The sequence below is a fragment of the Flavobacterium sp. GW821-FHT12A05 genome (assembly GCF_058807735.1).
On sequence record NZ_JBXAQY010000007.1, the window covers coordinates 1 to 23029 of the forward strand.

Annotated in this window: 21 protein-coding genes; 9 read left to right on the plus strand and 12 right to left on the minus strand. The window is 33.6% G+C overall.

Going from position 1 to position 23029, the window contains the following annotated elements; translation table 11 throughout:
- Positions 1–1051 precede the first annotated feature (1051 nt).
- Positions 1052–2287 (minus strand): ABC transporter permease, encoded by a 1236-nt coding sequence (locus AC1RRQ_RS16470; protein WP_493024126.1) that lies wholly within the window; start codon positions 2285–2287, stop codon positions 1052–1054.
- Positions 2288–2397: 110 nt separating this feature from the next.
- Positions 2398–2892 carry a YkgJ family cysteine cluster protein gene (locus tag AC1RRQ_RS16475; protein ID WP_493024127.1) on the minus strand — a complete coding sequence of 165 codons (495 nt, stop codon included), beginning with the start codon at positions 2890–2892 and terminating at the stop codon, positions 2398–2400.
- A gap of 74 nt (positions 2893–2966) precedes the next feature.
- Here AC1RRQ_RS16475 and AC1RRQ_RS16480 point away from each other — a divergent pair, with 74 nt between their 5' ends.
- A complete protein-coding gene (locus AC1RRQ_RS16480) occupies positions 2967–3674 on the plus strand; it encodes a class I SAM-dependent methyltransferase (protein ID WP_493024128.1) in 708 nt (235 codons plus the stop codon).
- Between the two features lie 23 nt (positions 3675–3697).
- Positions 3698–4243: a YfiT family bacillithiol transferase gene (locus tag AC1RRQ_RS16485; RefSeq protein WP_493024129.1), complete on the plus strand. Its 546-nt coding sequence runs from the start codon at positions 3698–3700 to the stop codon at positions 4241–4243.
- 78 nt (positions 4244–4321) lie between these two features.
- Here the strand turns inward: AC1RRQ_RS16485 and AC1RRQ_RS16490 are convergent, their stop codons facing one another.
- The 8 genes from AC1RRQ_RS16490 to AC1RRQ_RS16525 all read right to left on the minus strand — a co-directional run bounded on the left by AC1RRQ_RS16490 (position 4322) and on the right by AC1RRQ_RS16525 (position 10821).
- Positions 4322–4954: a 7-carboxy-7-deazaguanine synthase QueE gene (locus AC1RRQ_RS16490; RefSeq protein WP_493024130.1), complete on the minus strand. Its 633-nt coding sequence runs from the start codon at positions 4952–4954 to the stop codon at positions 4322–4324.
- Positions 4955–5055: 101 nt separating this feature from the next.
- Positions 5056–6726, minus strand: a complete 1671-nt coding sequence (locus AC1RRQ_RS16495; protein WP_493024131.1) for a tetratricopeptide repeat protein — start codon at positions 6724–6726, stop codon at positions 5056–5058.
- A gap of 16 nt (positions 6727–6742) precedes the next feature.
- Entirely contained in the window at positions 6743–7666 is a 924-nt protein-coding gene (locus tag AC1RRQ_RS16500) for a PstS family phosphate ABC transporter substrate-binding protein (protein ID WP_493024132.1), read from the minus strand.
- A 2-nt stretch (positions 7667–7668) separates the two neighbouring features.
- Positions 7669–7899 carry a hypothetical protein gene (locus AC1RRQ_RS16505; protein WP_056187437.1) on the minus strand — a complete coding sequence of 77 codons (231 nt, stop codon included), beginning with the start codon at positions 7897–7899 and terminating at the stop codon, positions 7669–7671.
- Complete coding sequence (locus AC1RRQ_RS16510; protein WP_493024133.1) at positions 7899–8699, minus strand: energy transducer TonB; 801 nt, start codon at positions 8697–8699, stop codon at positions 7899–7901. The genes AC1RRQ_RS16505 and AC1RRQ_RS16510 overlap by 1 nt, the downstream gene beginning before the upstream one ends.
- Positions 8700–8736: 37 nt before the next feature.
- Entirely contained in the window at positions 8737–9294 is a 558-nt protein-coding gene (locus AC1RRQ_RS16515) for an ExbD/TolR family protein (protein WP_493024134.1), read from the minus strand.
- A gap of 19 nt (positions 9295–9313) precedes the next feature.
- Positions 9314–9940 (minus strand): ExbD/TolR family protein, encoded by a 627-nt coding sequence (locus AC1RRQ_RS16520; RefSeq protein ID WP_493024135.1) that lies wholly within the window; start codon positions 9938–9940, stop codon positions 9314–9316.
- 56 nt (positions 9941–9996) lie between these two features.
- Complete coding sequence (locus AC1RRQ_RS16525; protein ID WP_056187425.1) at positions 9997–10821, minus strand: MotA/TolQ/ExbB proton channel family protein; 825 nt, start codon at positions 10819–10821, stop codon at positions 9997–9999.
- A gap of 379 nt (positions 10822–11200) precedes the next feature.
- Between AC1RRQ_RS16525 and AC1RRQ_RS16530 the strand changes: the two genes are divergently transcribed.
- Positions 11201–12721 (plus strand): helicase HerA-like domain-containing protein, encoded by a 1521-nt coding sequence (locus AC1RRQ_RS16530; protein ID WP_493024136.1) that lies wholly within the window; start codon positions 11201–11203, stop codon positions 12719–12721.
- A gap of 169 nt (positions 12722–12890) precedes the next feature.
- On the opposite strand, the gene AC1RRQ_RS16535 is transcribed toward AC1RRQ_RS16530, so the two are convergent.
- Entirely contained in the window at positions 12891–14234 is a 1344-nt protein-coding gene (locus AC1RRQ_RS16535) for an FAD-dependent oxidoreductase (RefSeq protein ID WP_493024137.1), read from the minus strand.
- 225 nt (positions 14235–14459) lie between these two features.
- On the opposite strand from AC1RRQ_RS16535, the gene AC1RRQ_RS16540 reads away from it, so the two are divergent.
- The 6 genes from AC1RRQ_RS16540 to AC1RRQ_RS16565 all read left to right on the plus strand — a co-directional run bounded on the left by AC1RRQ_RS16540 (position 14460) and on the right by AC1RRQ_RS16565 (position 20305).
- Positions 14460–15053 carry a GNAT family N-acetyltransferase gene (locus tag AC1RRQ_RS16540; protein WP_493024138.1) on the plus strand — a complete coding sequence of 198 codons (594 nt, stop codon included), beginning with the start codon at positions 14460–14462 and terminating at the stop codon, positions 15051–15053.
- A gap of 76 nt (positions 15054–15129) precedes the next feature.
- Positions 15130–15924, plus strand: coding sequence for a helix-turn-helix domain-containing protein (locus AC1RRQ_RS16545; RefSeq protein WP_493024139.1), 795 nt, complete (start codon positions 15130–15132; stop codon positions 15922–15924).
- Between the two features lie 75 nt (positions 15925–15999).
- Complete coding sequence (locus AC1RRQ_RS16550; protein WP_493024140.1) at positions 16000–17508, plus strand: serine hydrolase domain-containing protein; 1509 nt, start codon at positions 16000–16002, stop codon at positions 17506–17508.
- 43 nt (positions 17509–17551) lie between these two features.
- Positions 17552–18019, plus strand: a complete 468-nt coding sequence (locus tag AC1RRQ_RS16555) for a nuclear transport factor 2 family protein (protein ID WP_493024141.1) — start codon at positions 17552–17554, stop codon at positions 18017–18019.
- A gap of 227 nt (positions 18020–18246) precedes the next feature.
- Positions 18247–19707, plus strand: coding sequence for a serine hydrolase (locus AC1RRQ_RS16560; RefSeq protein ID WP_493024142.1), 1461 nt, complete (start codon positions 18247–18249; stop codon positions 19705–19707).
- 148 nt (positions 19708–19855) lie between these two features.
- On the plus strand, positions 19856–20305 hold the full coding sequence (locus AC1RRQ_RS16565; RefSeq protein WP_493024143.1) for a hypothetical protein: 450 nt from the start codon (positions 19856–19858) through the stop codon (positions 20303–20305).
- A gap of 270 nt (positions 20306–20575) precedes the next feature.
- Here the strand turns inward: AC1RRQ_RS16565 and AC1RRQ_RS16570 are convergent, their stop codons facing one another.
- Positions 20576–22963: a penicillin acylase family protein gene (locus AC1RRQ_RS16570; RefSeq protein WP_493024144.1), complete on the minus strand. Its 2388-nt coding sequence runs from the start codon at positions 22961–22963 to the stop codon at positions 20576–20578.
- Between the last annotated feature and the right edge of the window lie 66 nt (positions 22964–23029).

The window sequence follows — 23029 nt, forward strand, 5'->3', positions numbered from 1 at the left end:
GCATGTGTTAAGCCTGCCGCTAGCGTTCATCCTGAGCCAGGATCAAACTCTTCATCGTATATTTTTTATATTATATTATCGATGCTTTATTCTAGTGGTCTTTTTCCGAATCTAACGATTCTATTACTCTTATTTTTGTTGTTTTGAAATCTCTTTCAAAACGGCTGTCAATTCAATATGTCTACGAACGTGTCTTCTTTTTTATTTTCGCTTGTTTCTCAAAGCGGGTGCAAAACTAAAACTTTCTTTTGTTTCTCGCAAGAAAAATTTAAAAAAATTTGAAACTTTTTTTCGTCTCATTTTCTTTGTTTTTCTTACCAGTCTATCAAGGAACTTTCCGTGTTTTACCTCACTTAACTTCTATTTAAAAAAGTGTTCGGTGAACTTCGTTTGCGGGGTGCAAATGTAACATCCGTTTTCCATTCTCACAAGCTTTTCTTAATCTTTTTTTTTCGAAAATTTCTTTTCGTCTTAATCTCGTCTGCTTGTCAGTCTTTCAGGGAACGTTTGTCGTTGTTGCGGGTGCAAAAGTACCACCTTTATTGAGTTAAACAAGCTTTTTTACGAGGTTTTTTTAATCTTTTTTATAAGTCGCTGGTTAGGCGTTTTTTACAAGGCAAAGTTTTTTTGGCTGTTTTATAAATATGTCCGTTTTCGGGCGGTTTTACCCTGCTCTGCCTTATTTTGCCGCGAAGACGCTAAGACACAAAGCTTGGTTTTCTACTCATGTTTTTCGAATCTCGCAAAGACGCAGAGGCGCAGAGTTTCTTTTTCAAGCCGTCTTTTCTTCTGGAAACCTGCTTTCTTCCCTGTATTTTCTTTTGGAAACGCATATCATAGCCCCGATAGTAGTGGAAATCCTTTTATTTTGGGGTTCAAAATAAAAGATTGCAGCGGATAGCAGGATTAAGCTCCTTATCATATATATATAAAAGGGCTTCGACTTCGCTCAGCCTGACAATTGAGAATCTATACTTATATGTTATATACAAAAAACAAACCCGACAGGTATTAGAAATCTGTCGGGTTGTGAGATGTCGTTTATCTAAGATCAATCGAAGCGAATTGCTTTTACTGGAGAGATTTTAGTTATTATATAAGAAGGAATTAATAAGACTAGGAAACACACTGTAATAGTTAATAAATTCAATAATGCAATATACCCCCAATTTAAGTATACGGGGGCTTGGTTGACATAGTAGTTTTCTGGATTTAAATGAACGATTCCGAATTGCTGTTGAATTAATAACAAAGAGATTCCAATTAAGTTACCCCAAAACAGGCCGCGAATTATCAAATAGAATGCATTGTAAAGAAATACTTTTCGGACTACCCAGTTGTTTGCTCCTACTGCTTTTAAAATTCCTATCATTTGTGTGCGCTCTAAAATAAGAACCAATAATGCCACAACCATATTAATTGTAGCAACCAAAATCATTATGCCTAGAATTACGATTATATTAAAATCGAAAAGCTGCAACCAATCGAAAATATAGCTGTACTTCTCTGTAATTGTTTTCGTATCGAGGTTTGAAGAGATTTTCTCGTAAATCTGATTTCCGGTTTGCTTAATTGCACTGAAGTCTTTAACAAAAACTTCAAAAGCGCCAACTTGATCCGGATTCCATTTATTGATTCGCTGGATATGACGAATATCTCCTATTATATAGGTTGCGTCAAAATCCTGAAATCCTGAACTAAAAATTCCGACAATTTTAAATCGGCGGCTGTTTGGTAATTTACCTTGTTCTTCTTTTATAAAAAAGGTATTAAAGCTGTCTCCTAATTTTAAATTCAGCCTGTCTGCAAGGAATCTTGAAATAATAACTTCTTCGTTTAATGTTTTAGAAAAATCAGGCAGTTTTCCTTCTACTAAATATTCTTTTATGTTATTCCAGTTGTAATCTGCTCCTACTCCTTTAAAAACAATTCCTTCAAAAGCATTTTCTGTTCTAATTATTCCGGCTTTACTTGCAATTGCCTGGATATGACTTACTTCTGGAACTGATTTGAAATTGGGATAAAAATCTTGTTTTTTTGAAATTGGAATTAAAGTTATCTCCGAATTATTATTGTCATAGTTCGAAATAATAATCTGTCCGTTAAACGCCGAAACTTTTTCACGTATTTTTTGCTGCAAACCAATTCCGGTTGCGACAGAAACAATCATCATAATAATACCAATTGCAATTGCCGAAATGGCAATTTTTATAATTGGCGCTGATATACTGCTTTTATAATCTTTGGCAGTAATGAGTCTTTTTGCTATAAAGTATTCTAAATTCAATTTAAGCTTTCTTATTATGGTTTTTACTTTCTGTACAATTTCAGATTATTCAAAAATACATTTAAAAAAGCATAATGTATAATCTTAAGGCAATAATGCGGGTGAAATGATTAAAGCGGTAATTTCTTTTTCATTTCTTCTACTATATTATAAGCTGCCGGGCAAATTGCAACGTTTTTTAAAGTTAAATCGGAAATTTGATGGAATTTCTTGCGGTCTGTATGCGGAAACTCTCGACAGGCTTTTGGTCTTACATCATAAATCATGCAATAATTTTCACTGTCTAAAAAAGTACAAGGAACACTTTTTAAAACATAATCTTTATCTTCATCGATACGTAAATACTGATCGATAAACTGCTGTGGTTTTTGTCTGAAAGATTTTGAAATTCTTTCAATATCAGCCAAAGTAAATAAAGGGCCAGTTGTTTTACAGCAATTAGCGCATTGCAAACAATCCGTTTTTTTAAATTCTGCATCATGCAAGTCCTGCATTACATAATCTAAATTCTTTGGCTGTTTCTTTTTCAGCTTATCAAAATACTTTTTGTTTTCGATATGCTTATCTTTGGCTAACTTATTTAAGTTATTTAAAATTTGTTTCAAGTTTACTCTTTAAAGTTGAACTGCAAAATTAAACAACTTTAAACTTGAAACCTTAAACTTTGAACTAAAATACGATGAAAGATCTTTTTGGGAAAGCGATGTACGATTTCCAGACTAATAATTCGCCCGAGGATATTGTTACCGAAACTTCAATTTCTGAAGAAGATGAAATGAGCGTGGAATATTTATTCCGTTCTTATGATGAAATGCCAAAAATTGAGCAGAAAGCTTTACAACTAGCTAAAGGAAAAACTTTAGACGTGGGATGCGGCGCCGGAAGCCACAGTCTTTCATTACAAAATGATCGTAATTTAGATGTTACCGCTATTGACATTTCAGAAAAAGCTATTGATACCTGTAAACTGCGAGGTGTAAAAAATGCTTTAGTAAAAAATATATTAGATTTTGAAGGCGAAAAATTTGATACTATTATTTTGCTAATGAACGGAACTGGTATTTTTGGAAAATTAGAAAACTGTAATACTTATTTATTGAAGTTAAAATCACTTTTAAATCCGGAAGGACAAATTTTAATTGACAGTTCGGACATCATTTATATGTTTGATGAAGATGAAGATGGCGGAAAATGGATTCCATCCGCGACAGATTATTACGGAGAATTGACTTTTACGATATCGTATAAAGGAGAAAAAGAAGAAACTTTTGACTGGTTATATCTTGATTATAATACGCTTCAAAATGCAGCAATTGCAAATGGATTAAAATGTGAGTTAGTTACAGAAGGCGAACATTACGATTATTTAGCCAGACTTTCTATTTAACACAATACAAAAAAATTGAGATCATGGAAAATTTAGATTTAGAAACGTTAAAATATCCAATAGGAAAATTTATTGCTCCTAATGAATATTCACTTGAATATATTTCAAACAAAATTGAAGAAATCGCTGCTTTTCCGGAAAAATTAAAAAACGAAACAAGTCATTTAAGCGACGAACAATTAGATACTCCATACCGTCCTGAAGGCTGGACCGTTCGACAAGTTATTCATCATTGTGCAGAAAGCCACATGAATTGTTATATCAGATTAAAATGGACTTTAACCGAAAACAATCCGATTATAAAACCTTACGACGAAAAATTGTGGTCTGAACTGCCGGATAGTTTAACTATGCCAATTGCTCCAACATTAAGTTTATTAGAAGCATTGCATTTTAGATTGTCTTTTATAATGAGAAATTTATCGGAGGCTGATTTAGCAAAATCGTTTATTCATCCTGAAAATAATTCCGAATACAGAATTAAACAAATAATTGGCATGTATGCCTGGCACGGAAATCATCATTTAGCTCACATTATCAATTTAAAAAAGTACAAAAACTGGAAATAAATAAAATTGTTTCTTTTTTACACAATGTGTATTTATTACATAAAAAACTCTCCAGAATTTGGAGAGTTTTTTTATGGCTTAAGGTATATTTAAATACTTATGTGTCTGGAGTGATACTCTCCATTTTGGATTGTTCATTACATAATCTACAATCAAAGGCGTCATTTCTTCTTTTTTACTCCATTCTGGCTGTAGAAATAAAATTGCATTGTCGTTAACCAATTCGGCCTGTTCTTCTGCAAAAATAAAATCATGCTTATTATAGATAATCACTTTTAATTCGTGTGCATTAGCATAAACATCCGGTGTTGGCAGTTTGTTTTTCTTTGGAGAAAGGCAAATCCAATCCCAGGTTCCAGTTAACGGATAAGCTCCAGAAGTTTCAATATGAACTTTTAAGTTTTTATCTTTTAATTCTTTTGTCAATAAAGTCATATCCCATGTAAGCGGTTCCCCGCCTGTAACTACAACAGTATTGGCATAACTTGAAGCATTATTTACAATTACATCGATATTAGTTGGCGGATGTAATTCTGCATTCCAGCTCTCTTTCACATCACACCAATGGCATCCTACATCACAACCTCCAATTCTAATGAAGTAAGCAGCAGTTCCTGTATGAAAGCCTTCTCCTTGAATGGTGTAAAATTCTTCCATCAAAGGCAGCATTGCTCCTTTATTTACTTCTAATTGTATTTCTTTTGATAACATTATTCTAATTTAAAGTGCAAAGATAGTCAATTAAATACGGAACAAAAAAACCGATAGTTCAAAGCGAACTATTGGTTTTTATAAATTAGTTTAAAACTATATTATTTTAAAGCTTTCACAGATTGAGAAGCGTAAGCATTTGTTGGATCTAAAACTAAAGTTTTATTGAAATATTCAACCGCTTTTGCTTTATCAGTATTAGCATAACTTGCACCAATACTATTGTATGCTTCAACTATTTTCTTAACTGTAGCTGGTTTTGCTAATTCTTCAGCACCTTTAGCAGTAATATTAGCCACATACGTTTCGTAGTTTTTAACAATCTGATCTTCTTTCTCTAATAAGTTACCTATTCTGCCTTTATAAAGGTAAGCTTCATCATAAGATGGAGAAGCTACTAAAACTCTGTCAAAAGCAGCATCTGCTTTAGCTAAATCAGCAGCAACTTCTGGAGAAGTCGCTTTTTTATCTAAATTGGCATAATAAAGAGAGATACCATAGTAAACATTATCAGTCAAATAATTTTTTGATTCTGAATTAGATGAGCTTAATTCATAAATAGCTGCAGCCTGTGCCCATTGCTTTTTACCGAATAATTCTTTACCATAATCACCAAGTTCTTCAACCACTAATGGCTCTAATTCAATAGCTTTTTTAATATTAGCAACACCAGAATCAAAAGAAACTTGATCTACAGCACCTGCAGCGTTTGTTCCTTTTTTAATTTTAGCTAATCCTAAGTACATGTAATCACTTCCAATTACTTTATTAGTTGGCACTTTAATGTAATCTTCTAGAGATTTAATTGCAACATCAACGTTTCCGTTTTCGTAAGCAGCATAACCTAAATATCTAAAGATTCTAGGATTTACTTTATCCTCAGCGATCATTTTGTTAGCAACAGTTTCTAAGCTTTTGTAATCTTTTACCAAGATTAAGAAATCTGCGTGACGCATTTTAGAATCTAAAGAGTAATCTGTTAAACTTAAGTATTTCTCGTAGTTTGTAATTGCATTTTGCAAATTAACTTTAGCTGTAGATGGTTTGTTTCTTCCCCATTTGTAGTAAGTCTCAGCTAATTCTCTGTAAACCGGACCATAATTTGGGTTTAAAGCGATAACTTCATTAAAAGATTTAATAGCTTCATCATAAGATTTTGCTCCTTTTAATAAAACACCTAACTGCATTTTAGCTCTTAAAAGAGTTGGATCTGCTGTAAAGGCATCACGGTAAGCTTTGTAAGCTTCGTTTTGGTTGTTTGCTCCGTAGTATGCATCACCAATAGCCAAAAGAGCACTTGCATTTTGCGGGTCAATTAATAATGCTTTTTTCAAACTTGCAATTGCATTATTATAATCAGGATTTACTGAGTTAGTATATGCTTTACCAATGTAAATGAATTCATCTACATCTTTACGTTTTATATCTTTTGTAGCCAAAGCAAAGTTAGCCTGAGCTCCTGCAGCATTTTTATTGTCAAGATCTAATTGTCCTAAACCAATGTAGTTTAAGTTTTTCTTATCTGATGCTTCTACTCCATTTAAATAATAAATTTTAGCAGAATCAACAATCGCTTGATTTAAATATACGTTTCCTAAAACAAAATTTGCTTCTCCATCAGAAGGCTTAGCCTTGATGATTGATTTAAGCAATGATTTTGCTTTCTGAAATTGCTCAGCATCGATTGCCTTTTTAGCTTCTTTGATATCTTGCGCTTTTACAACAGAAGCTGATGCAACTAAGGCAAGACTAAAAATTTTAAATTTATTCATCTCTAGTGTAATTAATTTATTCGTTATCTTTTAAAAGTTCATTTCTAATTTGAAGTTTTCTCCCCGGAGTTCTCACTGGCAGTAAACCTGATTTTAAAACTATACGCTGCCCAATATCTCCGGCAATAAATGAACCAAAGCCCATTCCTAAACCAGTATATCCCTGACAGTTTATAATAAACAAATCACGTGCCAAAGGATATTTTACTTCGGCAAGGTCATTTTGTGTAGGACTGTAATACGTATCGCTGTTTAGGCCTTTTACACTTAAAACATTAATTTTTTTCACGATGTCAACCATATTTGGTGACGGCTGTGACAGCCAATTTACTCCAACCACGCCAATCATTCCATTATTTTCAGAAACAAATTTAATTACTTCGTCATTTGTTTTGAAAGAAAAAACATTTTGTGTTGGAACATCTTTTACTTTAGCCAGTTCTTTCATATAGCGAACTGTGCTGGAATTAGGATTATCAAATACAAGACCTTTAATTCCGGTATTTGGTTTACCCTGCATAAAATCAATTACCGTTTTCAACGCAATTAATGTATCATTATTGCTTTTACTCGAAATAAATGCAATTGCATCTGTCGCAAAAGGAGTAACACGAGGTTTAATCTTACTTTTTTCAAACCTGCTTAACTCTTCTTTAGTTAAATTTCTGGTTGTTACAACAACACTCGTTTTTTGATTTAATAAATCGTTTATTAACTCTGCTTCAGATTTTGGTTTAACTGTAATCTTAGCCCCATAATAAGTTCCTTCAAAAACAGCAACCTGATCGTCTACAATTGGTTTTATAGTTTCATCAACTGTAATATCCAACGATCCTTTTAAAATTGTTTCTTTATCAGATTCCTTCTTGCTTGTTTGGTTGCACATGGCAAACAAAAAAACAAAAATAATCAAACCTAAAAACTTACTATATTTTAACATACTTATTCTGCATTTGAATTAATTAATCTTAGAAAACGTATTGCCGAATAAACGATTAGCAATCCGCCAAAAGCATATCTGTATTTAGGCTCCATATTCAAAGGGAGTTTTTCCCAAAACATAATCATTAAACCAAGCACAAGATATATTAAAAAAAACAGTATTCCTAAAACAAGAAGAAATCGCTCTTTGAGCGATTTCTTCTGAATATTATTAAGCATATCTTTTAACATTATTCTGCAGATTGAATAGTAATAGGCAGAGAGTAAAGTACCCTAACTTTTTTACCATTTTGCTCGCCGGGAGTCCATTTTGGACATTTTTTAAGAACACGAATTGCTTCTGCTCCTGTTCCGTAACCGATATCTCTTAAAACTTTAATATCTGTTAACGACCCGTCTTTTTCAACTACAAACGTAACGTAAACTTTACCTTTTAAACCTTCTTCTTCTGGAGTTTTATAATTGTTTCCTACGAATTTGTAGAATTTATCCATCCCTCCAGGGAAATCAGGTTTTACTTCGATACCAGCTGTGTTATATACACTGTTATCTTCTTCTACTACCTGAGAAACTGGTCCTTTACCTACTGGCTCATCTACAGTTAAAACTGCATCTGGATCTCCTTTGATAGTTTCAGAACCTACTTTTTTATCTTTAAGTTCTTCAATTTTAGGAGGATCTTCGGTAACCTCATTTGCCTTAGCAACAACCGGTTTCACAAACTTCACCTGATCCACTTTTGGTGGTGGCGGTGGTGGTGGCGGTTGGTTTGGTTTAATTTCCTCTTTTTTCGGAGGCAATTTTACTGTCGCAATCTTAATATCTTTATTCACATCTTCTTCTGTAGAATCTGGCAAAAAGCTTGCAATAAGAGGAGCTGCTACAGCAAAGCTAAAAATAACCGAACCTATGATAAGCGCTTTTACCGTAGTTTTTCCGTTCGATTTTCTTAACTCATATGCACCATATATCTTATTACGTCCTTCGAATACGATATCAAGCCACTGATTTTTTATAATATCTAATTTCATTTTTCTTGATTATTAGGATGTTAAAACAAGATAACTCTTATTTTTTATCTATCAATTTTGTTTCCTCAGGAGTAAACTCAGGAACAATCGCATAAGTATCAACTCCTGCAATCGCCATCTCATCCAACATATCAACTAAATTTCTATAAGTTGATTTTTTAGTTGGCTTAATAATAACGATGATTCCATTTTTAGGTTTCCCTTGAGCAGCAGAATATTCTAAAACTGATTTCTTTCTTTTAAGAACTTCTCTACGTATACCATCTTTACCATATGTGATGTCTTTAGGCCCAGCAATAGGAGACGCTAATAAACCCATATAATAAACCATTTTATTATTTTCTCCTAATATCACTGTCATCGTACGATTCTCATCTACTTTGATATCTTTGTTCTTAGTAGGATCATCGTCTTTATCTGGCAATGACAAATCCATCGATTGAGGTTTTGACAACGATGTGGTTAACATAAAGAATGTGATCAATAAGAATGCCAAATCCACCATCGCCGTTAAATCGACTTTCGAATTCTGCTTTTTACTTCTTACTTTGCCACCTTTTCCGCCACCACCGTCGCCGGTATTTAATTCAGCCATTTTAGTGTATCTTTTTTAATTAAAAGTCTTTTCCTCTCATACCTGTAACTAAGTTAAAGGAATTGATTTTTTGATCTTGTAAAATATCCATAATCTTTTTGATTTGTGGATATTGTTCTTTAGCATCTCCTTTAATTGCAATCTGCAATTCTTTATCATCAAGGTCAATCGCAGCTCTTCTTGAAACCAAAAGCCAGTCTTTTAATTGATTATCTAAAGAATCGATTGGAATTCCAGGTTGATCCGCTTTAACTCTATCGGAAGCTTTCAAATCGATGATTTGTTTTAAACCAGCAACTGGCACACCAAAATCATCCATTAAAGCAAATTTAGTTTTATCGTCTTCTGAAAAAGTCACACCAAATTTAGCTCCCATTCCTTCAAGAGTTCTTTTACGAATCTCTCTTCCTTTAATGTCGAAAAACACTTTACTTTTCCCGTCTTTTCCTTTACCTATTGTAATAATTGCCAAATCTGAATCTGGTAATTTACTTTGTACAGTAGAAGAAGGCATATCTACAGGAAGTGCTTCAGGCACCTTAGCAGTAGCGGTCAAGATAAAGAACGTAAGCAAAAGGAACGCAACATCACACATGGCAGTCATATCTGTCGATGTTGACTTCTTTTTCATTTTTATTTTAGCCATTATCTTTTATTTTTATTTTGATATAATTAATTGTAATTATTAATATCAAAAATTAATTATTGTTTCAAACTTCCTCTGAATCTTCTGTAAGTATTTACAATTGTAGTACCAGCCTCATCGATAGAGTAAGTTAAATCATCAATTTTAGCTGTAAAGAAGTTGTAAGAAACGATAGCTAAGATAGATGTAGAGATACCTGTTGCAGTGTTGATAAGTGCCTCAGAGATACCTGTTGCAAGAGCAGCCTGGTCTGGAGTTCCAGCAGAAGCTAACGCACCAAACGCTTTGATCATACCAGATACTGTTCCTAATAATCCTCCTAATGTACCTAAAGATACTAAAGTAGAGATAATAGTCATATTTTTTTCTAACATTGGCATTTCTAATGAAGTTGCCTCTTCGATTTCTTTGTGGATTACTTCTGAAGCTTCTTCACTGTTGAAACCTTCTTTTTTAACGTCTTGGTATTTAATTAAAGCAGATTTAATTGCATTTGCAACTGAACCTTGTTGTTTGTCACATGAAGCGATAGCAGCCTCGATGTTTCCTTCTTTAATACTTCCTTGAACACTTTTCATGAATTTGTCTAAGTTAGCTTTTCCTGCAGCTTTACCGATAACAATGAATCTTTCAATTGAAAAAACAACAACCATTAAAAACATACCTAATAATACTGGTACGATAAATCCTCCTTTATAAACTTGTCCTAATGTATTAATCGGATGACCTGTTTCTGGATTACCTCCTTCGAAGTTCGCAGCATCTCCCATGATTACTTTCCAAATAAACACCCCAACTAAAATACACGCTACAATAATGATTCCTGTAATCATTCCTCCTCCGTTTGAAGTGCTTTCTTTTTTAACTTTAACGTTTGCCATTTTTTTTAATTTTAATAGTTTTAAATAATTTTTATTTTTTAGTTATATTTAACTTGTAGAGGAGCAAATTTATACGTTTAGTTTAAATAAAAAAACTTTTTTTAATTTAATTGAACGAAATTTAACGTCAATTTAAAAAATATCTCATTAAATTGCCGGCATCATTTTTATGATAAAACAAAAATAAAGGCGAATAATAAAAAATTTACAACGTTTTAGTAATTATTCAAACAATCCTTTGAAATGTTCTTAAAAAGCTGCGAAATTATTTTTTATGTATTTTTCAATCAAAAAAGGCATTTTCCTACTAAAAAAAAGAAGTGAAAAATGTTAAAAAAACAAGCAAAACTCTTATAATCATCTAAATTACAAATAAAACATGAATAAAAAGGACAATTTCATTCAAGACATAAATAATGGATATTCATCTAAAGGCGACTCGATAATACTGGGAGGCGCCATCTTAGACGGAGAAGCAGTTGCTGAGGCTCATGTAAAAATTCCCTTAAAAACATTAAACCGCCACGGACTTATAGCCGGTGCAACCGGAACAGGAAAAACCAAGACAATTCAGGTTTTTTCTGAGCAGTTATCAAATGCAGGAATCCCGGTTTTAATGATGGATATTAAAGGTGACTTTAGCGGTATTGCAAAAGAAGGAAAAGAAGAAGCTTTTATTACAGAACGACATGCTAAAATAAACGTACCTTATAATGTATCCTCTTTTCCGGTTGAATTAATGTCATTGTCAAAACAAGACGGAGTTCGGCTGCGTGCAACGGTTTCTGAATTTGGCCCTGTTTTATTTTCAAGAATTTTAGATTTAAATGATACCCAGGCTGGCGTCGTGGCAGTTATCTTTAAATACTGCGATGACAAGCAAATGCCATTGCTTGATTTAAAGGACATTAAAAAAGTAATTAATTATATAACCGAAGAAGGTAAAGATGAAATTTCGGCCAGTTATGGCAAAATTTCTACTGCTACAACCGGAACGATTTTAAGAAAGATTATCGAACTGGAACAACAGGGCGGTGATTTATTCTTTGGTGAATTATCTTTTGAAACCGATGATTTAATGCGAATTGATGAAAACGGAAAAGGATACGTAAATATCATCCGCTTGACGGATATTCAGGATAAACCAAAATTGTTCTCCACTTTTATGTTGAGTCTTTTAGCCGAAATCTATCAAAAAATGCCCGAGAAAGGTGATGCTGAACAACCTGAATTAGTAATTTTTATTGACGAAGCGCATTTAATTTTCAATGAAGCCAGCAAAGCGTTATTAGAACAAATTGAAACGATTGTAAAACTAATTCGTTCCAAAGGTGTTGGTGTTTATTTTGTAACCCAAAACCCAATGGATGTACCAAGCGGGGTTTTGGCACAATTGGGATTAAAGATTCAGCATGCGCTGAGAGCTTTTACTGCAAATGACAGACAAGCAATCAAAAAAACTGCCGATAATTACCCTACTTCTCAATATTACAAAACAGATGAATTACTAACAAGTTTAGGAATTGGAGAAGCTCTTGTTACGGCATTAAACGAAAAAGGTATCCCTACACCGTTAGTGGCTACAATGATGCGTGCTCCACAAAGTAGAATGGATATTTTATCTGCTTCTGAAATTGAAGAAATAAACAGCAAATCTAAACTGGTAAAAAAATACAGTGAAGAAATTGACCGTGAAAGCGCCTTCGAAATCCTAACTAAAAAAATAGCCGATGCTGCCGAAGTTGCTTCTCAACAAGAAGAACAAGCCCCGGCGAAATCTACAAAAGCATCTGGGCCAAGTACTACAGAAGTTGTTACAAAATCAGTTTTAAAAGTGGTTACCAGCGCTACTTTTATAAGAGGTGTTTTTGGGGTTTTAACCAAAATCTTTAAAAAGTAAAAAAGGTATTTAAACCATATAAGTGATATAAGTTCATTTAATTTATATGTAGATTTCGTTGAGTATTTAAAATATCAAACCCGACAGATTTTAAAAATCTGTCGGGTTTATTATTTAGAAGCAAAGCATTTTATATAGACTTATACCACTTATATGGTTTAAAGAAAAATTATGCTTTTTCCAACAGCTCTAGAATTTTGCTTTCAACTTCTGGCGAGTTCCAGATATTTTCAATGTTATCTAGTTTTAAAACCTCTTCCATAATTCCGTTTTGGAAATCTCCAATTGCTAACGCTTCGGCATACGGACGGTCGCTAAAAGTAACACGGCTGTAAAGCGGAATCCATTTATCAGGATGTTTATCAGAAAAAACTTTTTCTATTTTCTTTTGCAATAAGAATTTCTCATCTGCCGTTTTGGTGCTCATTTCCATGAAATTTCGGTAAGAAAGTTCAGCAATTGCATCAGCATTTGGTTTACGAGAGATTTGGTATTCAGAAAAAATCTTTTTCCAGTCGTCTCCATATTTCTCGATCATTTCATTTAGAACCGTAATATCTTCAAAACCGGCATTCATTCCTTGTCCGTAAAACGGAACAATAGCATGGCAGGCATCTCCAATCAAAGCAATTTTATCTTCGTATGTCCACGGAAAACATTTCATGGTTACCAAAGTACTCGTAGGATTTTTAAAGAAATCATTTGCCAGTTCCGGAATCACTTCAATCGAATCCGGGAAGTTTTTCTCAAAGAAATCTTCCACCATTTTACGATCTGTAAGCGATGCAAAAGAGTTTTCGCCTTCAAAAGGCATAAACAAAGTACAAGTAAAACTTCCGTCAAGATTAGGAAGTGCAATTAACATATACTCGCCTCTTGGCCAAATATGAAAAGAATTTTTATCTAATTTATGTGTAGCATCAGCATTTGCCGGAATATTCAATTCCTTATATCCCATATTTAAAAATTCCTGCGAATAATTAAACATACTCTGACGCTGCATTCTGTGGCGGATTCTCGAAAAGGCTCCATCGGCACCAAAAACCATGTCGTATTTTCGTTCTTCCCACTCGCCTCTTTCGCTTTCGCCAATATGCAAAGTGGCATCGCTCAGGGTTACATCCCAGATTTTTTGCTCAAAATAAAATTCAGCTCCGGCATTTTCGGCCAAATCAATCATTTTTCTGTTTAGCTTACCTCTGGAAATTGAATAAATCGATTCGCCTTCCTGGCCATAATTCTGAAAATTCAGTTTATCGACCAAATGAATGGCGCGTTTATCCATTGGAATCGCGATTTCCCTAACCGAATCTCCAACACCAACGCCGTCAAGTGCTTTCCAGCCTCGGTTAGACATTGCCAGATTAATAGAACGACCAGAGAAATTTATTTTTCGAATATCAGGACTGCGATCATAAACATGAACCGTGTGACCTGCTTTTTTAAGATAAATTGCCAACAGCGATCCTACAAGTCCAGAACCTACAACAGCAATTTTTAGTGAAGTTTGCATCGGGGAAAATCTAATATATAAGATCGTAAAAATAAGTAATAATTGTACATGAGGTTTAAAATAAATAAATTATTTACCTCTTAAGTGTCCATAACGGTTTCGAATTTTTGTTAGGATTCAGAGTCGATTTAAAAATATAACAAAATGTTATTTTATTTGATTTATTTAAAGTTTTTAAACAATTAATTTCGCTTTCGGTTTTACCTTAATACATACATCAAAATTATGAACAGCGAAATCTTACAATCAGAAATTATTTTAGAAAACGACAAAGTAGTATTACTTCCGTTTGAAAATAAAAGAAACATCGAACTCAAAGAAATTATTTTCGATGATGAAATTTGGAAATATATGGGAATGTATGTTCGAAATGATCTGGATTTCGAGAATTATATACAAAATACATTAAAGCAAAAAGCAGACGGAATTTGTTATCCTTTCCTTATAATAGATAAAGCCACAAACCGAGTTGCGGGAAGTACCCGTTACGGATATTTAAATCACGCAAGCCAGAAATGCGAAATTGGCTGGACTTGGTATGGAAAAGATTTTCAGGGAACTGGTTTAAACAAAGCCTGTAAATACGAATTATTGAATTTTGGTTTCGAAAATATCCAATTTAAAAGAATACAATTCAGCGCCGATCTTGAAAATATAAGATCACAAAGAGCAATTGAAAACCTAGGCGCTTTAAAAGAAGGTTTATTTAGAAATAATTATATCGATTCTGAGGGAAACAGCAAAGACGATGTTTATTTTAGTATAATTTCAGAAGAATGGGCCAATACGAAACGGGATTATTTTGGGGAGTTTATTTAAATATTATGGTAATAGAAAAAATCTTAATTTAGTCTGGATTTTAAGATTTCAAATACCACATAGACAAAACCTCAAGATGAACCTATATTCAGAACATTATGTAACTCAAAAAACTGAAAGGTTTGTCAATAAAATTTGGTGTCTGGATAACAGCATCGGCGAAAGCCTGATCGAAAACAAACTCGTTCTGCCAAATGGCTGTTTTAATCTTGCTATTGTTAGCGGCAATGCAATAGAAGTTCATACCAGCAAAAAGAAATATGAAATGAACGAAGGCATTTACTTTTGTTCGCAAATGACCAATAACGTTTTGGTTAATATGCAGCCTAAAACTAAGGTTACGATTATACAGCTTCATGCTTGGACACTTTCGATGTTTCCTCAATATGATTTGAGCAATTTTACCGATTCTATTCTCAAAATTAATCCGTCAGAATTGCCTTTTGAAGTTCAAACCAGCTTTGAGATTGAGACTTTATTAGAAACTATTAATGTTTATTTTGAAGAATTAACGGCTTTACATTCGGATAAAAACATAATTGAAAAGATTTGCGAAATCATTAAAATTCAGGAAGAAGAAATCTCGGTTTCGGAAATCAGCACTGATTTAAATTCGTCTCAGCGATTACTTCAAATCAAATTTAAAATCGCAACCGGATTAACAATTAAACAATACATTCAGATTTTGAAATTCAGAAAATCGGTCGATCAAATGGTTAATTCTGATTTAGAAAAACTAAAACTGACTGATGTTGCGCTTTACAATAAATACTTTGACCAGTCGCATTTTATAAAAAAATTCAAAGATGTGACTAAAACGACTCCCAAAATGTTCGATCCAAAATCGTATTTTCTTTCTCAAAAAAGATAAGTTTTCGCATTTGTACAATTTTTGAAGTTTTGATTGCTGTATTATTGCACAATCAATCATCATCAATCAATCAAAATGAAAATCAATCACACTTTTTTCCAATTAAAAGTTTTTTTAGTTGGAATGCTACTCTTTCAAATCCAATTTGGATTTTCTCAGGAAGAAAAGAGTTCGGTTTTATACAAAACCATTATGTCAAAAGACAGTCTTCTTTTTAATATTGGCTTTAATACCTGCGACATAAAACAATTTGAAAATCTTTATACCGAAGATTTTGAGTTTTATCATGACAAAGACAGTATTTCGGACAAAGACAGGTTTTTAAAAACCTTTAAAAGTGGGATTTGTTCTCCAACAAGAAAATACAATTATCGTCGGGAACTACTTGACGAAAGCACCGAGATTTATCCGTTATATAAAAATGGTGTTTTATATGGCGCGATACAAATGGGTGTACATCGGTTTTATGAAAGTTCGTCTAATTCTACAGAACAAGCAGGAAGTTTTGCCAAATTCACACATCTTTGGCTGCTAAAAAACAAAGATTGGAAACTAGCCAGATCGCTAAGTTACAACCATCAAATGACGAGTTCTTCAGCGAGTAAACAGGATCTTTTTGATAACGATCAGGAAACTGAAAAATGGCTCAAAGAAAACAACGTTCCGGCTTTAGGAATTGGCATTATTACCGATGGGAAATTAAAACAGATTAAGGTTTTCGGAGAACTTAAAAAAGGCATTACTGCGCCATACAACACGATTTGGAATGTTGCTTCACTAACAAAACCTGTCACTGCCATAACGGTTTTGAAATTAGTAAGTTCCGGAAAATGGGATTTAGACGAACCGCTTTACAAATACTGGATTGATCCCGATATTGCAAAAGACCCGAATTTAAAATTACTGACAACAAGAATTGTTTTAAGCCACCAAACCGGCTTCCCGAATTGGAGGTCCTTTAACGAATCCGGAAAACTGGATTTTAAATTTAAACCTGGAACCAAATACCAATATTCTGGAGAAGGTTTTGAATATCTGCGAAAAGCATTGGAGAAAAAATTCCACAAAACTTTAGATCAACTAGCTGCCGAATTGGTTTTTGAACCTTTAAAAATGACAGATTCGCAATTGATTTGGAATGATAAAATTGATGTTTCGAAATATGCTATAAATTACGACAACAAAGGAAATCCTTATGAACCTACAAAAAACAAAACCGTAAATGCCGCCGATGATCTACTAACAACTATTGAGGATTACAGTAATTTTTTATGTGGTGTAATGAACAGCGAAGGCTTAAGCAAAAAAGTATTTGATGAGATGACTTCGCATCAGGTAACAACCAAAAAAGACAAATACTTTGGTTTAGGTTTTGAAATCTACGATTTAGGAAATGAGAATTATGCTTTATCACACGGCGGTGCAGACAAAGGCGTACAGACGATTTTTATTTTACTGCCAAAAACAAAACAAGGTTTGGTCATTTTTACCAATGTTGATGATGGTTATAAAGTTTACGAAAATATAGTCGTGCATTATCTGGGAGAAAATGGACGAAAAATAGTAGACATTGAAACCAAATAATCAGCCATAATAAAAACTTATAAAAAACACAGTCATGCCAAAAATGATCAATATACTAGTTCTCTTTATGTTATTTTTAAAAAGAGAAACCATCGCGCAAACAAATTCAGAAGTTTTAAAAATGGATCTTTTAAAAACTGAAATTATTAAAATGGACAGCTTGCTTTTTGATGTTGCCTTTAATCAATGTGATGCTGCTCTATTTAAAAAAATAATTTCAGAAGATGTTGAATTTTACGATGACCGCTCTGGATTGAATATATCGCAGGCCAATGAAATAAAGTCGCTGCTTTCAAAATGCGAAAGACCGGAAAAACTAACCCGAAAATTAAATTCCTGTACAATTGATAGACTAGGTGATTTTGGAGCTGTACAATTAGGAGAACATACCTTTTATGTAAACGATATTCCAAAAGGAACCGGGAAATTTGTTCATATCTGGGAAAGAAAAGATAACGAATGGAAGTTAAAACGAATTGTTAGTTACGAGCATAGACCTTATAAAAAGTAGCTTTGGTTTATGCTCAGATTCGTTTTGTTTTAAAATAAAATGAAAAAAATGGATGAATGTTGAAACCAAATCCTAAATCGATCGTCTAACATTTTAACAAGAGAGATCAATTCGAGGTAAAAAAATCGTAATTTCGATTCAACTTACTGAATATCTTTTTATTATAAGTTTCGATCATCAATCAAAAAGACAATCATTCATTAATTCTTTAACTACCATCATTAATCATGAAACAATCAATCAAACCAATCGCACTCTGTGTTATGTTCCTTCTTTTTGCAGTAACTATTTTTGCACAGGACAAAGCGCAGCAAATTGAACAGCTTTTGGCCAAATATAACGAATACGGGCAATTTAACGGTTCGGCTTTGGTGGCTCAAAACGGAAAAGTAATCTTTAAAAAAGGTTTTGGTTCTGCCAATATGGAGTGGAATATTCCAAACCAGCCCGACACAAAATTCAGATTGGGTTCTATTACCAAACAATTCACCGCCTTTTTAATTGTAAAACTGGCTGAAGACGGAAAACTAAAACTTGACGCGCCTATTACGACGTATTTACCAGATTACCCAAAAGAAACCGGAGATCAAATCACGATTCACCATTTGTTAACACATACATCCGGAATTCCAAATTATACGGCGACTCCAAATTTCCTTAGAGATAAAAGCCGTAATGCTTATGCTCCGGCAGACTTTGTAAAAACATTCAACAAACTGCCTCTTGAATTTAAACCAGGCGAGAAATTCAATTATAGCAATTCTGGTTATTTTTTACTGGGTTATATTATCGAAAAAGTTACCGGCAAAACTTATGAGCAGTATTTGCAAGAAACTATACTTACGCCTTTAAAAATGGAAAACACAGGTTTTGACCATAGTGAAGTAATTCTAAAAAACAGAGCGGCCGGTTATGAAAAGCAAGGCAAAAAAATGGTTAATTCTTCTTTTATCGACATGAGTATTCCGTATGCGGCGGGGTCTTTATATTCTACTGTTGAAGATTTATATATCTGGGATCAGGCGCTTTATACGACTAAACTGCTTTCAGAAAAATCGATGGAATCTTTGTTTAAGCCTTATATAAAAGCTTGGGATGAATCTTATGGTTACGGTTGGTTTATTTCGGAAGCAAATAACGGTGATAAAGGCAAGCTGAAAATTATTGAGCATGGCGGAGGAATAAACGGATTCAATACCATCATTTCGCGTGTTCCTGCTGATAAAAATCTAGTTGTACTACTAAACAATACCGGAGGAACTGTTTTAGGCGAAATGAACGATGCCATCCGCGCGATTTTATACAATCAACCATTTAATCAGCCCAAAAAATCTTTGGCTTTTGATTTATTAGATATTTTCTCTACAAAAGGTACAACAGCCGGAATCGATGCTTATAAAAAATTTAAAAACGATCCAACGTATGGTATTAAAGAAAGTGATATAAATCAGGCTGGATATCAGTTATTGCAAAGCGGCAAAAAGAAAGAAGCTATTGAAGTTTTTAAGATCAATGTGGAAACTTTTCCAAAATCTGGAAATGCTTATGATAGTTTAGGTGAAGCTTATTTAGCCGATGGAGATAAAAAACTGGCCATTGCTAATTATTCTAAATCGGTTGAACTAGATCCATCAAACGAAAATGGAAAAAAAGTATTAGAAGAAATTTCAAAAAGCAAAACGAAATAATTCTTAATTAAATCCTTAAGAAAACGCCGCTAAGATAGAATCTGATTCTGTTTTAGCGGCGTTTTTTGTTACAATTTCTAACATTCAATTTTGATGATTTAGTATTTAAAATAGTATTTTAGCCCTGCCCAAAATAACAATTTAACCTATGAAAAATTTTAAAAAACAGAGCTTTCTGGCTGTATGTTTATGCTTGTTTATTTCCTTCAATTGTTTATCCCAAACAAATACTCAGGCTCCGGCAATGCCTTCGCAGCAAAATAAAATTATAATTGACAAAATAGTCGAAGCCACACATTATAAAACCTATGTGATTGATTTTTGCGTATCTAAAATAAACGAAGCTTCAGCAAAAGAAGGGTGGAACGAACAAAAGTCAATGGAAATTACTCAAAGTATTAATTACAAAAATTTCAGAGACGCGATTTACAATAGTTTTGTTGTATTTGACGAGGTTGAATTAGAAACTTTATTAAATGCTTACGAAAAAGACACCACTTACCAAACTATGAATGTCATGACTAATAATAAAGTGTTAATTAATAATCTGAACATTTTTGCAAGTGATATTGTGAAAGGGAAGTATATTTCTAAGTAAAGGGTCTGAGGTTCTGAGTTGCTAAGGGGCTGAGTTTAGGTTCAAAGCTGCAAAGGTTCAGAGGGACAAAGGTTTTTTACTCTTAAACTTGTCAAACATTGCCCGTGGTTTCAACCACGGGTACGCAATTATCACACCTCGTATTGAATTCCCGTGGTTGAAACCACGGGTTATATTTGAAAATAGGACTTAAATTAGTTTACAGTTTTTCATTTCAGAGATGACAAAGATTGCGAAAACCTGAAACTTTAAACTTGAAACAAAAACAAACTATTTCCCTGGTTTTAAAACCAGCTTCGTTGATGTTTTTATAATCTCGTCTTTGTTCAATTTCATTTTTCTGAATTTCCCGGCATTGTACATTTCGGCTTGATCGCTGTAATGTTTACTGAACGGATTTCCGGATTGTCCGGTTGGGAGAATACTCCAGCTGTTTTCAATATCAGAGAAATCTACAATTCTTCTGGTCGAAGGACCTCCTTTTACGTAATACTTTCCTTCGTTGGTTAAACCAAAAAACAAATTATTAATTACTTCATTTGATCCCGGTGAAGCAAAAGGGCCAACGTTGAATAAACCGCGAAGCGCTGCTATTTTTCCTAACGGATGTTCATGTTCTACGGTATGGACTTTTTCCCATTTCCAATCGGCAATTGTGTTTCCTAATTGTTTTTGAAGATCTGAAATAGCTTCGTGAAATGATTTCGAGACAATATCTTTTCTAGTTTCTTTTACATTTTTAGTTTTGACGTTATCCCACCAAACCGAATTTTCGTTCTTAACCTGATTGGCAATTATTTGTTTCCCTGCAGAAATTCCTAAAAACAAATTGAAATTGTCTTCGCCCATTTCGTCTTCAAAAGTATTCTTCAAATAGAGATAAACCCATTTATTATAAATCGTTGGCGCAACATCTTCAAGATTTGTGGTCCCTTTCCATGATTTTAAAACAGTTAGAGCTTCTTTTTCTTCTGCCGAAATAGAAGAAATATCAATATTCGAAATTAGATTTTGAACCGTTTCAACCGCAACATCAGATGTATTGTCATAAATCATTTTGCTCATGGCTTCTTTATCCCAATCTGATTTGGCATCCATTAAACCTGAAATTCTTTTCGCACGATCCTCAGGAAGATAATATCCCGGATATAAATAACCATCAATCGCTTCGGGCTGATTATTTGCTGAATATACATAACCCCATTCTGGATTTTCAGCCGATGGATTTTTGGAGAAATCCAAATACTCCACAATATCCTCTTTTCCGCTTGAACCGTCCAAGATTAAATGTGTATTGACACCTTGATTGTGTTTGTACAATTTTCCGGTCGCCCACCAAGCCACATTTCCTTTTGCATCACCGTACATTACATTCAATCCCGGAGCTGCAACTAATTGTACTGCCTTCTTAAAATCGACTTTACTTTTAGCATGCGAAAGTCCGTAAACAGCATCTAAAATTTGAATTGGCTGATTCGTATACGTCCACAACATCGCAATTGGATTTTTGCGGTCTAATCGTTCCAGCAAATCATTCATAATTGGTCCGTGTCGGCTTGACTTAACCGTTAACACAACATCCGAAGTATCTTTTATCTTAATTGTTTTTTTTCTGATCTCGTAATTCGCAAAACCAGTCGGCGTTTGATATTGATTTGAATCTCCATCTTTATTTTTTTCCTGATAAAAATCGATATCATCATTTTCAAACATCGTTAAACCATAGGCATAATCACGATTGTGCGCCAATAACGGAAACGGAGTTCCAGCAAGATAACAACCATATAATTCATGTTTCGGTGTTACGATATGCGCTTCGTACCAAGTAGCCGGCTGCGAAAAAGCAATATGCGGGTCATTGGCAAAAATCACTTTTCCGCTCTTTGTTTTGCGCGGTCCGGCAATCCAGCTGTTACTTCCAATAAAAGGCGGAATTGGCGATTTGTCTAATAAAGCTGTAATCGATTTTGAAATAGTGGTATAATCTTCCGTATTTTCTTTTGAGCTTTTAATCTGCGTTGTATTAAATTCGCCTTCAACCCCTAAATCTTTCAAATAAGCTGCGCCATATTTATTACGAATGTCTGTCATCAAAGGATCGTTTTTTTGAGCCATCGCAAAACTAAAAGACATATAACCAAAGATATTGTAAACATCTTTTATGGTAAATTTTTCCTTTTTTACCCCAACAAGCGTAAACTCAATAGGAGTTGTACTTTCTTCTAAATATTGATTTATTCCGTCCAGATAAGCTTGAGTCAATTTATAACTTTCACTGTTTTTATCTAATTTGGTAATGGCTTTCGCCGAAGCTTCTTCGATACCAATTCCGGCAAAAAATTTATCATTCTTTAGCGCAACAGATCCAAATATTTCTGATAATCTCCCTGGCGCAATTCTGCGAAGCAATTCCATCTGCCATAATCTTTCCTGCGCATGAACATATCCAAGTGCTGTCATGGCATCCTTTTCAGAATCGGCATAAATATGAGGAACTCCAAATTCATCAAAATAAACTGTGGTTTCTTTTTCGAGATTTTTCAGCTGCAATTCCCCTTCATATTTGGGTTTCAAATGAAAAATATAGGCACATAAAGCTATTCCAATTACAACTATAAGTACTAATAAAACCAGCAGAAATTTTTTAAATCTTCTCATATTTTGCAAAAAGTATAAATAATTAGTTTTATAAAATGATGTAACCAAAAAGAAGAATAATGTAAT